Origin of the sequence: Halobacteriovorax sp. RZ-2, assembly GCF_043196685.1 — a bacterium.
Taxonomy (GTDB): domain Bacteria; phylum Bdellovibrionota; class Bacteriovoracia; order Bacteriovoracales; family Bacteriovoracaceae; genus Halobacteriovorax_A.
In genome coordinates, this window is record NZ_JBEBMR010000001.1 from 1115849 (window position 1) to 1130136 (window position 14288).

At 35.2% G+C, this 14288-nt stretch carries 20 protein-coding genes and 1 tRNA gene; 7 read left to right on the forward strand and 14 right to left on the reverse strand.

Features of this window, described 5'->3' with window-relative positions; genetic code table 11:
- Positions 1-110: 110 nt before the first annotated feature.
- Together ABMA78_RS05270 and ABMA78_RS05275 are read left to right on the forward strand one after the other, a co-directional pair.
- Positions 111-422, forward strand: a complete 312-nt coding sequence (locus ABMA78_RS05270; RefSeq protein WP_392857739.1) for a hypothetical protein — start codon at positions 111-113, stop codon at positions 420-422.
- A gap of 73 nt (positions 423-495) precedes the next feature.
- Positions 496-1065, forward strand: a complete 570-nt coding sequence (locus tag ABMA78_RS05275; RefSeq protein WP_392857741.1) for a hypothetical protein — start codon at positions 496-498, stop codon at positions 1063-1065.
- On the opposite strand, the gene ABMA78_RS05280 is transcribed toward ABMA78_RS05275, so the two are convergent.
- Both ABMA78_RS05280 and ABMA78_RS05285 read right to left on the reverse strand, forming a co-directional pair.
- On the reverse strand, positions 1047-1652 hold the full coding sequence (locus tag ABMA78_RS05280) for a hypothetical protein (RefSeq protein ID WP_392857744.1): 606 nt from the start codon (positions 1650-1652) through the stop codon (positions 1047-1049). The genes ABMA78_RS05275 and ABMA78_RS05280 overlap by 19 nt on opposite strands.
- The gene (locus ABMA78_RS05285; protein ID WP_392857746.1) at positions 1642-2436 is read right to left on the reverse strand and encodes a transglycosylase domain-containing protein; all 795 of its coding nucleotides are present in this window, start codon (positions 2434-2436) and stop codon (positions 1642-1644) included. The genes ABMA78_RS05280 and ABMA78_RS05285 overlap by 11 nt, the downstream gene beginning before the upstream one ends.
- Before the next feature lie 205 nt (positions 2437-2641).
- Between ABMA78_RS05285 and ABMA78_RS05290 the strand changes: the two genes are divergently transcribed.
- Positions 2642-3484: a hypothetical protein gene (locus ABMA78_RS05290; RefSeq protein ID WP_392857748.1), complete on the forward strand. Its 843-nt coding sequence runs from the start codon at positions 2642-2644 to the stop codon at positions 3482-3484.
- A 16-nt stretch (positions 3485-3500) separates the two neighbouring features.
- On the opposite strand, the gene ABMA78_RS05295 is transcribed toward ABMA78_RS05290, so the two are convergent.
- From ABMA78_RS05295 to dapF, 4 genes are read right to left on the reverse strand one after another with little or no spacing between them, the layout of a single operon-like run.
- Positions 3501-4031: a TIGR00730 family Rossman fold protein gene (locus ABMA78_RS05295; protein ID WP_392857750.1), complete on the reverse strand. Its 531-nt coding sequence runs from the start codon at positions 4029-4031 to the stop codon at positions 3501-3503.
- 1 nt (position 4032) lies between these two features.
- Positions 4033-4818: a TlyA family RNA methyltransferase gene (locus ABMA78_RS05300; protein ID WP_392857751.1), complete on the reverse strand. Its 786-nt coding sequence runs from the start codon at positions 4816-4818 to the stop codon at positions 4033-4035.
- The gene (locus ABMA78_RS05305) at positions 4818-5207 is read right to left on the reverse strand and encodes a hypothetical protein (RefSeq protein WP_392857753.1); all 390 of its coding nucleotides are present in this window, start codon (positions 5205-5207) and stop codon (positions 4818-4820) included. Before ABMA78_RS05305 ends, ABMA78_RS05300 begins: the two co-directional genes overlap by 1 nt.
- Entirely contained in the window at positions 5200-5988 is a 789-nt protein-coding gene (gene dapF, locus ABMA78_RS05310) for a diaminopimelate epimerase (protein ID WP_392857755.1), read from the reverse strand. The genes ABMA78_RS05305 and dapF overlap by 8 nt, the downstream gene beginning before the upstream one ends.
- A 133-nt stretch (positions 5989-6121) precedes the next feature.
- Between dapF and ABMA78_RS05315 the strand changes: the two genes are divergently transcribed.
- Positions 6122-6198 (forward strand) — tRNA-Ile (locus tag ABMA78_RS05315).
- 384 nt (positions 6199-6582) lie between these two features.
- Here the strand turns inward: ABMA78_RS05315 and ABMA78_RS05320 are convergent.
- The gene (locus ABMA78_RS05320; protein ID WP_392857757.1) at positions 6583-7182 is read right to left on the reverse strand and encodes a GNAT family N-acetyltransferase; all 600 of its coding nucleotides are present in this window, start codon (positions 7180-7182) and stop codon (positions 6583-6585) included.
- 418 nt (positions 7183-7600) lie between these two features.
- On the opposite strand from ABMA78_RS05320, the gene ABMA78_RS05325 reads away from it, so the two are divergent.
- Complete coding sequence (locus ABMA78_RS05325) at positions 7601-8068, forward strand: GNAT family N-acetyltransferase (protein WP_392857759.1); 468 nt, start codon at positions 7601-7603, stop codon at positions 8066-8068.
- 227 nt (positions 8069-8295) lie between these two features.
- Here ABMA78_RS05325 and ABMA78_RS05330 read toward each other — a convergent pair whose 3' ends face one another.
- The gene (locus ABMA78_RS05330) at positions 8296-8955 is read right to left on the reverse strand and encodes an FMN-dependent NADH-azoreductase (RefSeq protein WP_392857761.1); all 660 of its coding nucleotides are present in this window, start codon (positions 8953-8955) and stop codon (positions 8296-8298) included.
- 96 nt (positions 8956-9051) lie between these two features.
- On the opposite strand from ABMA78_RS05330, the gene ABMA78_RS05335 reads away from it, so the two are divergent.
- Entirely contained in the window at positions 9052-9879 is an 828-nt protein-coding gene (locus ABMA78_RS05335; protein WP_392857762.1) for a LysR family transcriptional regulator, read from the forward strand.
- 99 nt (positions 9880-9978) lie between these two features.
- On the opposite strand, the gene ABMA78_RS05340 is transcribed toward ABMA78_RS05335, so the two are convergent.
- The 5 genes from ABMA78_RS05340 to ABMA78_RS05360 form a co-directional block, all read right to left on the reverse strand.
- Positions 9979-10254, reverse strand: coding sequence for a DUF4242 domain-containing protein (locus tag ABMA78_RS05340; RefSeq protein WP_392857765.1), 276 nt, complete (start codon positions 10252-10254; stop codon positions 9979-9981).
- A 124-nt stretch (positions 10255-10378) separates the two neighbouring features.
- Positions 10379-10807, reverse strand: a complete 429-nt coding sequence (locus ABMA78_RS05345; RefSeq protein WP_392857767.1) for a hypothetical protein — start codon at positions 10805-10807, stop codon at positions 10379-10381.
- Between the two features lie 34 nt (positions 10808-10841).
- Complete coding sequence (locus tag ABMA78_RS05350; RefSeq protein ID WP_392857769.1) at positions 10842-11639, reverse strand: hypothetical protein; 798 nt, start codon at positions 11637-11639, stop codon at positions 10842-10844.
- Positions 11640-11687: 48 nt separating this feature from the next.
- Positions 11688-12053, reverse strand: a complete 366-nt coding sequence (locus tag ABMA78_RS05355; protein ID WP_392857772.1) for a cupin domain-containing protein — start codon at positions 12051-12053, stop codon at positions 11688-11690.
- Positions 12054-12093: 40 nt separating this feature from the next.
- Entirely contained in the window at positions 12094-12792 is a 699-nt protein-coding gene (locus ABMA78_RS05360) for a type II CAAX prenyl endopeptidase Rce1 family protein (protein WP_392857774.1), read from the reverse strand.
- 342 nt (positions 12793-13134) lie between these two features.
- Between ABMA78_RS05360 and ABMA78_RS05365 the strand changes: the two genes are divergently transcribed.
- Positions 13135-13992, forward strand: coding sequence for a trypsin-like peptidase domain-containing protein (locus ABMA78_RS05365; RefSeq protein WP_392857776.1), 858 nt, complete (start codon positions 13135-13137; stop codon positions 13990-13992).
- On the opposite strand, the gene ABMA78_RS05370 is transcribed toward ABMA78_RS05365, so the two are convergent.
- Positions 13989-14273, reverse strand: a complete 285-nt coding sequence (locus ABMA78_RS05370) for a hypothetical protein (RefSeq protein ID WP_392857778.1) — start codon at positions 14271-14273, stop codon at positions 13989-13991. The genes ABMA78_RS05365 and ABMA78_RS05370 overlap by 4 nt on opposite strands.
- Between the last annotated feature and the right edge of the window lie 15 nt (positions 14274-14288).

Sequence of the window (14288 nt, forward strand, 5' to 3'; positions counted from 1 at the left end):
TTTCCTAATCTGATTCTTAACCAAATATCCCTGCCAATTTCTTTACTCTTCGTCTTTTAGCAAAGTAAAATATTTTTATGGAAAAAAAATTTGAAACATTATTTTATTTTATGAATGAAAATGTATCTGTTATTGAAGTAAAAAAGTTGGGATTAGCTGACGATGCTCCAAAGGCAGAAATCTATCACTGGTTCTTTATCTTGAATGAAGAGTTGTCTTTAGAGAAACTTAAGTTTGAATCTTCATTCGTAGATCACGTCAATGGTAATGAAATCAATGTGCGTACATTTGAGAATGCAGAGTTTCGTTTTGATGATAGCTTTGGTAAATTTCAAAACAAAGAAGGCGGCCACATTATCATGAAAGTTCCTAACAATATTCTTCCAAAACCGCTATCAGAGCTTATCTTAAACAACATATAAAGAACTTTTTTCTCTCTTAAATAAATTTTAATAATACTTAACAATGAATTTATTATTTATTTAAGGGAGAGGTATGAAGGTTTTATTTCCGATTTTAATTTTATTTTTTCTAACTTCATGTGCTGCAAAGTATGGAATTGTTGCTGGTGCGCAAATGCCGACTTATGAAGAAAAGACAACTATCGATAACCTGTTTTCTCCGGATGTCAGTCTTGGTCCGTATAAAACAGATGGTACGGGCTTTCATATTGGAATTTCAGAAGAAACGAATTGGCTGTTAACAAAAATTTCTTACTATCAAAACACTTATGACGAAGCGACATATGAATTAGAATCAAGCACAATCAAAACAGACTTGAAAGAAAGCGGTTTAATGGCAACTACGGCCTTTAAGCTCTGGTGGTTTCAGCCTCTATTTGGATTCAAGTACGTTAATCGCGAATATAGTAATAGTGATGTTTTAGAAGATGACTCTTACTTACTTTGGACTTTAGGAATGGATATTGAAATTCCAATGAGCAAACGCTTTTATATATATGGTGGTTATCACTATAGCTCAGGTTCTAATGTAAACTTTATCTACGATACCGACTTTACTGTTACAACAATGGTAATGGGATTACGTTATAATTTTTCGGAATAAACCTTTTTCCAAATTTCGAGTAGTTTAATTGGGATCGGTTCTTTTAATAGAGAAACTTTATATTGATCATATAAATATTTGTCTGCGAGATCTTCTGTTTTTTCAAATTGAAGATTTCGCTTTTCTTGAATATCTAAATCACTTTGACAATTTCCACCATCTTCTTGATTCGCCTCACATGGATTAAAGGCAATACAACCATAAGGTTTATGATCGACACCAAGTCCACAGCCAAAACTTGGATAAAAATAAAAAGGACACGTGTAGGACTTTCTAAAGTATTCACCTGGACCGATTTGAATATACTTATCAAGGCGAAATTCAGAAATACAATCTTCTAACCTTTTCTTAGTTTCATCGTTTAAGAGATCCTTTTCTTCAAGAACGGCCATTGCTTCAAGCGCTTCTATCGAAGTCATTTGCATTGAATTTGCTTCATATGTACAGCAGCGTCCTGTGCATTTAAGACAATCAAGACCAGAAGCTTCATTAGCAAACATTTGTTCAACAAGAAGTTCTCTGCGCTCTTTTGCTGGAGACAATTTTGTATTTGAATATACTTGTTCTAAGACATTTTTAAAGTTCAAAGAATTCCTCTTCTAGTATTAGCTTACGTCCACCTTCACTTCTTTTTACTTCTTCAAAAGAAAGGTGCTCTTTTTGAAAGGACAACATTTCTTCTTCCGTTATGGCCTTAGTTACCTTCATCTTTTTTAAAATAGAATTAACAGTTGTGGATGCATATTCTGTTAATTTTTTATCTCGAAATGATTGTGAGTAAACCTTTGGATTAGGCAGTAACATAGCTAGGAAAGCAGATTCTTTTGGATTTAGGTCAGCTGGACGCTTCTTAAAATAATACCAACTAGCATTCTTAATACCATAGAGTCCTTTCCCAAATTCAATGATATTTAAGTAAGTTTCAAGGATTCTGTCCTTTGTTAACTTCTCTTCTAAGTACATCGTCGTAAAAAGTTCGAAGACTTTACGCTCAAGGCTTCTTTCACTTTTTGTATAAAGATTCTTAGCTAGTTGTTGCGAGATAGTACTCGCACCCCTTAACTTTTCTCCATTTAAGTGATCTTTCACGGCGTGATAAATTTGTCTAAAGTCCACTCCTTGATGATCGTAGAATGACCAGTCCTCACTAACGATGAAGGCGTAGTAAACATGCTTAGGCATAGTATTTAGATAGGCCCAATTTCGAGGCCTCTTAGTTGTTACCAAATACGAAGCAATTTCATCTTTTACAGAGGTCTTCACATAGCCTTGGGCCAGCTTATTAATATTAAGGACAGGCACACGCGATAGCACATAACCTGCTACGACAAATAGTGAGATGATAAATAGTAACGCAATTTTCTTGAACATTTAGCGCACTTTAGCACAAAAAGCCGACTCTTGAATAGTCTATCAAACCCAACAGCTATTACGTTCACCAACCTAAATTTAGACACTTACACCCCGCTAAAGCGGCATTATTTACCCTTTTTTATCAGATCAGCACAAAACCTACGTAAAGGATGACTTTAACCCGATTTTGTTTGTAACCACACACAATCAAACGGAGTTGTTTATGTTGAAGAAGTCATGTCAAATGATTGCGGCATCGTATTGCCTAATGTTCACAAATATTTCCACGGCCCACGCCAATGAGCTTAACGAAAAACCAGCTTTTCCAATTGGAAAGATCAATCAATTAAATGCAAACTACACAAGCCCTAAAGGAACGGGAACAAGTAAGGAGATTGCAATTGAAGGTTTTGGAGAATTTATCAATCCAACACTCGAAGTAGAAAATTACGGTGGAACGCTTATCTTTTCAGTAGATAATGAGTCATTTGAACTCGATCTTTCAACTCTCCAAATTAATGATGCTGATAGAATTGGAATTTCAAATCTCAATTATAATAATGGCGACACTAATATTGGACTTAATCTAAATCAAGTTCAAGCAAGTGGTGAAGGTTTCTCAACACGTCTTTCTGGAACGCGCCTAGAGTGCCAAAAGCAAAGTCGTGAAGGTAATGAATATGAGCAGCTTCTTCAAAATTGTTTTAATTTTCTAAGCTTAAATGTTGGAAGTGCCTATTTTAAAAGTAGCGAAAGAAGTTTCTATAACTTAACAAATGAATATGAAACGCTTGGTAGCGCAGTTGAAATTGATGATCTAAAGCTTAATATCCGCGGTGGTAAATTTAGTGGTCACCTTAAAGGAAATGTTTCAAAAGGTGTTAAAGTTAAGTTTGAAGGACGCTCTTCTTATGACCTTGCTAACAAGATTATCAATATTAGAATTGATAAGGCAAAGGCGGGGCTATTTAATGTTCGTCGTACCATTTTCAAAGAGCTTGAAAGATTTGAAAATGATAAAATTGAAATCGACGAACCAAATATTTATATAATTCTACAAGATTAATAAAACCGAGAGGATCTTAGTTGATCCTCTCCATTAACTCTTCATTTGAATTTAAAATCGTAATTAACTCAAAGTGCTCTTTCGAGATAAATCCCTCAGCAACTGAATTTTCAATATGCTTAATTAAGTGATCAAAGTAACCATTTACATTAACTAAGTAGACTGGCTTCTTATGATATTGAAGTTGTGCCCAAGTTGTAATTTCAAATAACTCATCAAGAGTTCCAAATCCACCTGGATAAGTAACGAAGACATCTGAAAGCTCATACATTCTCTCTTTACGAGTATGCATTGTATCGACTTCAATAAACTCAGTTAGACCTTGATGTCCAACTTCCCAGTCAATAAGTGATTTTGGCATAACACCAATAACATGGCCGTCTTTAGCAAGCATCGTATCTGCGATCTTTCCCATCACACCAATTGAGGCTCCACCATACACGAGATAGTGCCCATTACTAACAAGCTTCTCACCTAGGTCTTTGGCATAATTTAAATAAGCTTCACCTTTTCCACTTGATGACCCACAAAATACACATACTCTCATTTTATTCTCCAACTTCTTTATTCAATTCTTCTAGCGAAAGAAGAGATTTAGCGTTCTTCTTTAAATATAAAAAGTACTCTTGGTTTCCACTCTTGCGTCCTTTTATTACACAAGGTTTAAATCCAAGAATCCCAAGTCCCATGGCCTCACATTGAATCTTCATTTCTTCAACTGCCCTTAGGACATAACTATTATCTTTTACAATTCCCTTCTTACCAATACCATCTCTTCCAACTTCAAACTGAGGTTTAAAAAGAACGATCATTTCAGCATCGTCTTTACTGATATCAACTAAATTTTTCCAAATTAAGTTCAGGGAAATAAATGAAAGGTCTACAACACAGAGATCTACGGCCTCGTCTAATTTATGAAGCTCTCTAACATTTGTTCCTTCAAGGTTTACCACTCTTCTATCACTGACTAGGCTTGGTGCAAGTTGCCCATGACCAACATCAATGGCAAAGACTTTAGAGGCTTTGTGGTTTAGGCAAAATTGAGTAAAACCACCTGTACTGGCGCCAACATCTGCAACGAGTCTATTTTCAATGACAACATCAAATGCTTCGAGTGCGCCGGCAATTTTATGAAAGCCACGGCCAACTTCTTCACTACTCTCATTTAGTTGAATGTCATCACTACTTGTAACTTTATATGATGTTTTGGTAATTACTTTTCCAGCAACACTAACTTTACCATCACCTATTACCTGTTGGGCACGACTGCGAGTCGCAACAAGGCCAAGCTCAACGAGTTTTTTATCTAATCTTTCAAAATTTTCTTCAGACATTAATGAACTACTGGTTTGATTTTAATTTTTGTTTTCTGTCCAAGCTCAGGCTCACTGAAAACAACATCTCCTTCAGTCCCCAATTTTAGATTTAGCTCAAAGCTTTTTGAGAGAGTTTTTGATAGGACTCTCCCCTCAATTTTTACCATGGCACCCGGGCCATAAATCTCTTCGCTATCAACAAATTGACCACTTAAGAGAAGATCAATTTTACTCTTCATTACGAATCGACTCATCTTTTCTGGCTGAATATTTTCAATGAAGTGAAGTTCACTCATAAGAATGGTTTGACCCTCAAAGTCCTTTTCGTGAGTCATCACAACTTCCACAAAAATTGTGGCATATGTGTTTAGACATAGAAGGAGAAGTACTAAAAACTTTTTAATCATTAAATTCACCAGTATAGACAAGTTTTGTCTGGCCACCAAGGTAGATGAAGCCATCGACTCTTTTGACGAATAGTATACCACCATTTGTTAGAAATTCTATTTCGTCTCTATGTTCATATTCCTTATCCCACAGCATACAGGCTGCGGCGACATTTCCAGTCCCGCAAGCGAAGGTCTCAGCCTCGACCCCGCGCTCATATGTTCGTATACGCCACTCTCCTTCATCAACTTGATTAATGAAGTTAGCGTTCGAGCCACGAGGAAAGTCCTCATCAAAGCGAACACGTCTTCCAACGGCATCGACATCTACTTCCTGAGCGTCATAGACCATAAATACACTGTGTTCAACACCAGTATTAATATAGTACGAATCTTGAGCGTCTTCATATTTGTTCGAGAGGTCATATAGATCAGCGTCTTTAATGACGGCCATGTGAACCCAGATGACATCACCTTCTATACCTGAAGAGTAGAGCCCACTTCCCGTGGTAAATTTAAAGTCAGTATTCTTTGTTTGCGTCGTACGGCGATAGAAGTCAGTGATAGCACGAGTTGCGTTTCCACACATACTCTCTTCATTGCCATCAGCATTTAGGTAGCGCATATGAAAGTCATACTTGTCACTACTTTCCAGAAAAACCACTCCATCGGCACCGATACCAAAGCAGCGCTGACATAGTTGTTGCCACTTTTGTGTATTGCTGACTTCTTGGGCCCCATCGCGATTATCGATGAGAATGAAGTCATTTCCATTAGAGCTATACTTACTAAAGTTTGTCATGAGAGTATCATTTCATTGTTTTGCGTATTTGACTACTCTCGCCAATTACACATCGCACCACTGCCACATAGCAAAATTTTGTAGCCAGATTACCAAATCTTAGCTAAATTTATATTTCAAATTACCAACTTATGGGACATTAGCTCAGTTGGTTAGAGCCCCCGGCTCATAACCGGGTGGTCACAAGTTCAAGTCTTGTATGTCCCACCAAATATAAAAACCACCCTTGCGGTGGTTTTTTTATTTGTGCGATATTCAAGATTTTCAAGTTTTGATCATGGAACAAGTTGTTGAGGCGGCAAATGCCACGATGGCATTTGAAGCCGAGCATCGCTGACGAGCGAACACGAAGTGAGCGAGAGAGTGCCCCTCGCATAGCATGATATATTCTTGAACACAGGGACCCCCCGAAGGGGGGTTACACTGGAGCGAAAAAATATGCCCAAAGGCATATTTTTATATCGTATATACTAAGTAAAAAAAGATTTTGGTCTAAGTGAGTTCGCGACAGCAAGTCTTGTATGCCGGAAAGCCGCACTTCGCTAGCTCTTCTTCAATCACATCCATCTATGCATCAAAAAAGTGAATCTAAAGCTATTTCAACTCTATTAAATAATGCTCAGATCCCCACCACTTTCCATCGACAAAAGTAAGATTCTCTCTTCTTCCAATAAGTTTAAACCCCATTTTTATAAGGTTTGCTCTTATGGCCTCGTTGAAATCAAAGATACCAGCCTCAACATGAGTGCACCCTTCACGAATTGCTAGTTTTCTGATTTCAGAAAATATATGCTTCGATAACCCCTTTCCACGATGAGATGATTTCCCAATGGCTAAACTTGGCCAACAAACACGTCCCTCTTTATGCATTCCAACAGGATGATTTATGAAAAATGATCCGTATCCAAAATAGTCATAATCATCTTTAATTATAAAAGCGATTTTATCCTCTTTAGAAAATGCTTTCTTAAACTCATCTACAGAAAAGGAAACGGTGAAGTCTTCATCATCATTTTGAAGGAACCAATTATTTACGACTAATTCATCTGCAAGCCATGAGCAATAAGCTTCTGCCTGTAGTTCATTATTTGGATCAATTTTTTCAATCGTAATATTCATAATTTCTTTCTCTACTCTATTTAGACTAATCAATTCAGGCACATAGATACGACTAAGAATATCTTCCATTTGCATACAAAAAAGCCCCTGTTAAACAGAGGCTGATTTCTACTGCTAATAGAGCCCTTACTCGGGAAGGGGTAGAAGAATTATAACATGAATAAAGTTTCAATAAAAAGTCCTTTCTCCTGCTCAATGACGAGCATCCATAGGGAGAAATCATGGAGGATTTTTTATTGCTAATAGAGTTAGTAATCTGCTTACTTAATCTATTGATTATACTGAGCAAGTTCTAACTCGGGAAGGGCGAGGAATCGCCCTTCTTTTTTATGGACGCTATAAATCTATATTCCAACTTATTTGAAATTTGAATTTATTTAATAACTTAGGGATTATGGACACATAGTTCATAAAGTGACATCAATGTCCCACCACAGATTTTTTGGACGAACATTTCCCACTAAGTTATGAAAAACTCTGATAAGCTTCCTGTATGAAATTAAGAGAAGCTACTATATCTGAAATGAATGAAGTTTATATGATGGGATTTGATGCATGGTCAGATAATATGAATAAAGAGTCCTATCTTGAATCTTGTGCTAATTCACCTAAATATAAAAAAGGGACTTGGTGGTTACTAGAAAACAATCAATCCGAACTACTTTGCTCACTTATTGTATACCAATTTGAAAGTTTCAATTTTGGAATCGGCTCTATAGCAACTCCAGTGAGTTTACGAGGTAATGGATATGCCTCTGACTTAGTTAGTAAAATTTGTACTCACCTAGAACAAATAAATAAGGCAAAGGCGATATATTTATATTCAGACATAAAACCTGAGTTTTACGAAAATCTAGGCTTTGTCAAAGTGAAAAAAAACTTACAACTTTATAGCTCATCTACTTGTATGATCCGTAGCTCTATTTCATCTGATAAATTTAAAGTTCCAAAATATTTTTAAAATCGAGTGGAGGTACGCGATACCCTATAATAATTAGAATAACTTACAAGGCTGTCGTTTCGTATTATTGTAAATTTCCGTTGAATTTCAAAAAACATATTAAGTGTACTTAATAAAGCCTTATTAATATTTTAGCATAAACTTATAATACAGCTAAAATTCACAAAACAAGCCGTCAAAAGACTGTAAACGCCTGTAATAACCACAGGGTATCGCGTACCCCATATTTATATAGTCTTACCTAATTGAGTAGCATACTCTAAGGCAGACTCAAGAGATTTTTTATGGCGTTTATCGCCAAATTCTTGATACTCAGACTTGATTTCAAAGAAGTAATCAACACCTAAATACTTACTCATTGTTTTCACGTGAGGCCCCAGATGGTTCATCATTTCTCTCATTCCGCCTGGCTCAAATCCAAATTCTCCACTAGAAGTACAAAGAATTAGCTTCTTTCCAGAAAGAATAGGTTCTAAAGGAAAGTCTCCTCTAGAGAGGTCAAAAGTGAAAGTCTCGTTAATTCTAATAATCTGATCAAACCATGCTTTTAGTATAGCCGGTAGCCCATAATTGTACATTGGTGAAGACAGAACAATAATATCGGCATCTCGAACTTCTTTAATATACAAATCAGATTCAGCAAGTAAGTCAATTTGAGATTGAGAGCGTTTATCATTTGGTGTAAACACCGCTGCTATCCAATCATTAGTAATAAAACTCGGTGGGCAATCTGCCAAGTTCCTATAAATGAATATAAACTCATCATCAACTCGTTCTTTAATACTGTCGACAATATTTCTTGCGAGTCTTCTTGAGATAGAGTTCCAACCTGAATTTTCATTATCTAACCGTCTCGGGCTAGAGTCTACATGTAATACTGTTTTCATAAACACTCCTTTATTTGTATTATGAAGAGTAAGACTATTTTTACAAATGAAAGCTTATAAGCTATGAAAGAATCTAATTCATCCATAAGGTGTAAAATGATTAATAATTTAAACAGTATAAAAGTTTTCTACCACGTTGCTAAAAACTTAAGTTTCAAGGATGCAGCTAACGAGCTAGCACTAACACCAACGGCGGTATCTCACCAAATCAAAAACCTAGAAAATGACCTTGGAATAAAACTATTTATTAGAAAAACAAGAATGATAGAACTTACAAAAGAAGGAGAAATTCTTTTTAAAGGAGCAGAAAAATCTCTCCAAGCAATCGATCAATCTCTAGGAGAAATAAATAAGAGAAAAAATGTCATTTCAATTTCAACAACAATGGCATTCGCAAGTCACTGCTTAATCCCCTATCTCGACAGTTTCGAAATAGAGAATCCTCAATATGAGATCGAAATTTACTCATCAAATAAATTAGAAAGCTCAAATATGAGAGGTGATATTGATCTCTTTATTCGCTTTGGTCCAATTCTAGACAAAGACGTCATTATTTTAAAAAAAGAAAAATTAAGATTTTTTATTTCAAATCACGCATATGAAAAAGCTTTAAAAAGTAAATGCATCTTGCAAGTGGAGTGGGAAAATAAAAGTTTAGAAGTACAACAGACACCATCACTAAAAGGCTTTAATAAAGTTAAGAAGTTTCGCAGCGAGGAACATGCACTCAAGGCAGCGATTAATGGCCAGGGTGTCTTATTTTGTAGTGAAACAATTTGTCAAAATGACTTAGAAAATAACATTTTAAAGTATTTCAATACAAAGAAACATCTTGAAACCGATTATTATTACTACCTCACCACTAAGAAAAAGGGTAGAAAAATTGAAGACTTTAAAAGGTGGATCTCAGGTATATTGAACTAAAATTAAGTTAAGGTACGCGATACTAATCACAAAGAGACATCCATTCCCCACCATAAAAAAAGCCTTCTACAGAGAAGGCCTTTATTTTTTAAAATAAATTTAAGACTCAGCTGTGGTGGGATCAATAATAGTTCCAACCTTAGCAATACTAGTAATAGGAAAATCACCCTTATGTGCGTGTTCCTTAATAAGATCTTCATTAGGAGCAATGTACTCACAATAGATCTTATCATTTGTTACATAGCTTTGTACCCACTGAATACTTGGTCCCATTTCCTCTAAAACATCACAAGATTTCTGAGAGAGACCTTGTAGATCCTGTTGCGATAATTTACCAGCACCAGGAAGCTCCCTTTCAATGATGTATTTTGGCATGATAACTCCTTAGTTTAGATTATGTACAATGACTCTACACCTAAAGTGTTAACCAACTATCAAAATTAATAGTAGAAAGTATAATAGTGTTTAAACCATTTAGATCAACAACACCGAGGAAAAGTTATTTTGAAAAAATACTAATTATTCTCAACTCTGATTTTTTATTGAAATTATTCACCCAAATTTCCCCTCTTCCATACATAAGCCCCGTTGACTTACAGAAAAAGGAATCTTGATCTTGTTTTAGAATTATTCTTTTAATTTTTTTATTAATAATAGAATCGTAATTTTGTATAAATTCACTTTTGCTTTTCACAACTTTTTTCTCAGAAAGCCTCAGAGGATAGTTAATCATACTGGCGAGTTCTGTTTTTTTATCTTCTTTGATATGGCCAACTAAATTGCTGTGAAATTTCAAAAAGTCTTTTTTATCTTCAAGTCCGAGAGAATGCTTAACATTACAACCAGAACTTTCTTTTGTAGCTGGAGTCAAAATTGGATTATTTGCAAAAGCACTCAAGCTTATTAAAGTTATAATTAAATTTTTCATACATTTATCATCTCTTATTTTAAACAGTATTTCCTTACTTAATTTCAGATATTTTCTTATAAGAGGTCTCAAAAGAAGAAAATAACTCCTCGCATCTATCAATAGCGTTATTTTCAGAAATAGTTGTCTCTGAACACTCTTTTCGAACAACATTATAAGAGTCTAAACTTCGAGCAGCAGATCGTCGTAGTTCCTTAAACTCATCACTTGTCGTTCTCTTAAAGAAAGACTTTAGAGAGAGCATCTCTTTTTGAATCTTAAGTGAAGCAGAAATATTATCGAGTATGCCTCTCTCATGGTCATGAGCAACTTCGATAACAATATCCATAAGACCAGGAGGTAACATATTTGAAAAGAGAGCTAATCCTAGGGCCTTCTCAATTCCAATGGAATCATTTAAGACACTGCTTGGATTAGTATTAAGGTATTGTGCAAATAATGTTGGTGAAATTTTCTTATAATTACTTTGAGAGCAAATATTAGAACAGAAAGACTTTATCGAGTTAGCTTTTAAAAGATCATCGACAATAATTCGTGCGCTAGTAGCGGCATTTGTCATCTCTCGCATTTTCTCTACTCGCGAGACCTCTTTATTATCCTTCTCATTATTTTTATCGTTTGATTCTTCAATAGCAGCATTAGGGATCACATTCTCTTCATCAGAATTATGTAATTCTTTATTATCATGCTTATTAGATTTCTTATTATTAACTTCAATTACTTGGGGGTCTGCGACTTTAATGCCCTTAACAACATAGACTGTCGTTCCTAAGAAAAACATATAGCTTACGATGACAATAGCTATGATTGCGATAATAAAAACCTTTATCAATTTTTTGAATAATTTTATAACTCTCTCCACGAATTAGTCTGTCTTTAGTTAATGGTGTGAATCTTCAGGTACCCAATAGGGTGCTGTAATTATCAAATAAATAAATTCGTCATTACCATCATTTATAAAGGCATGCTTTTCATTCGGTTTCGTATAGACCAAACTTCCGGCCTTAATATGATTCTCGACTCCATTAATAATTGCCCTTCCTGTACCGCTAATTACAAAGTATGACTCTTCTCTTTCTTTATGATAATGCTCGTCTGACTTTGTACCTGCAGGAAGTTTTACAATTGCAACAGTATGGTGCTCACTTGCACCTGTTGAGTCATGCCTTCCAACAAGTACACTGAACATATCTCCACCTGGAAAAGTTCTAAAATTAACATCTTTTACTGAGTCGATAATTTTCATCAAATCTCCAATAATTTATAAGGTGGCGCGTACCTTTTTCTTAAACTTTTAGAATCGTATCTAAGACCATATCTGATACTTGATGTGATGACCAAGATGAAACTAAATTAGATGTTCTGATATAAACATAACTAAAAAAACAAGACCCTAAGAACACAAGACATTTAAACTCAAATGGATATTGAGTATGTGTACTAACCATAATCAATGATGGAATAACTATCGCAATCCATTTATTGCGGAATAGTGCTAGAGTAACACCAACAAGTAGGGCCCTATAACTTATTTCTTCATAATAATTAGAGAAAATATTCCCAAGAATACTTTGAGAGTTAATTAGAAATTGAAAATCATATCCGCGAATTAACCAATAAATAATAAAAAGCACAGATAAAGCAAGAGCACTTACGATACCATATAAGAGGGCGATCTTTATATTAACTAAATACTTTGGGAGTCTTATTACGCCTAATTTGTAAGCAATAAAAATCATAATATATGAGCAAATCGCGCTAAATATTGATCCATAAATAAGTAAGTGACTAAAAAAAAGCTTTGGTTTTAAAACTCCATTTTTAATATAACCATAGAAAAGATTCATTAAGATATCTTTCCCATAGTACCAACTTACATAATAAATAGTTATGGCCATGATAAATACGGCCAATCTTTTTAAAAGCTCGCAATCTCCATAATATAATTTTTCATTTAAATTAGAATTCATAACCTCTACTATCATTTATTCTCATCATTGGTGCAAAAATCATTTTCTCTATAATATCTATACGGTACGCGCCACCTTTTCGAGATTTTCGGTATTTAAACGCCCTAAGATACTTATACATATGAAAAAGAATTGAAATTCAAACACAATATAAATAAAGCTAATAAATTAATACATGCTAAATTAGGAGTAACTAATACGAAGTCTATTATTTTCAAACCAGAAAAGAATTAGCTCTGTAACTTGCTTAATTCACGAAAAGGTGGCGCGTACCCCATAACTAAATTCTTTTTAACAAATTACGATAAGTGCTTAAGAAGTTAAGGCTTTGTTGTCTTTGAGGATATTTGGGAAAATATGAAAAGCTTACTAAGGATTCTAGTAATCCTTTCCTTAACATTTATGACTTACGCTGAAGAATGTGACTACAATAATAGTATCTCACCAGACTTAGAAAAGGTCCTTAAGCTAGCAGGCCAAGTTGAAGATATTGTCAGATATATCCACGATACTCCTCATGAAGGAGATGACCGCAAGGAAAGAACAGCAAGCTCACCAAAGTGGCTAGCAGCCGTTGGAAAACTTAATAATCACTGCTCGGCAAATATCATTGGAAATGATCTCGACGAAAATTCAAGAGTAGTCTCGACGGCCTTTCACTGTATTGATGAGTATATTGAAAGTGGACGGCCAATTAAAATAACATTCATAACAAACGATGGAAGAACAATTCAGCGAGTAGCAAAAATTCATAAGAAAGGTGATCTCTACGAAGATAGAGCAATCCTTATTCTAGATGAGCTTATTTCTTACAAAGATATCCCTCCACTAGTAATTGGTGACGGTAGCATGATAAACGAAGATGATACTAAGTTAACAATTGCTGGCTACAGTGCAGACACAGGACTTGGTGCGCAAGGTAAAAAGCTTACTTATGATGCAGATTGTGTATTTGGAGGAAAGGGATCAGATAAAACAGAAAATCACATCTACTTCGATGATTGTTCTGCTTACGGCGGAGCCTCAGGAGGAGCCGCTGTTTTAGAGGTTGATGAAGACGGAGAGAAAGTTCCTTATCTTATCGGACATATTGACGAGAGTACAAAGAAAGGTGTCGCCGTAGCATATGGTTATTATGACACCTATTATTCTGAAGATAACTTTTTAAATGAATTATATGATGCAGTTGATGAGTTTAATACCTACGATGACTAGCTACATGTAGGATCAATATCCACATCACAAATTCCACACATTTCTTTCTTATCAGCATACTGTGTGTTTTCACAGTAGCCAGCGTAGTCTCCGTGATCTAAGTGATCTTGGACAGAATTCTTATTGATTGTAATTTCCTTGGCCTTATCTGGATTTCCTGGAGGCACGTGACAGATAATAACTTTATTACCTTGCTTAGGGCATCTAAGAAGTGGTCTTCCCTTGGCAAAGACAGAAGACGTCGTCATGGCCAGTACTAAGAATGTGATTGTTGCTTTCATAATTCCTCCAAAATC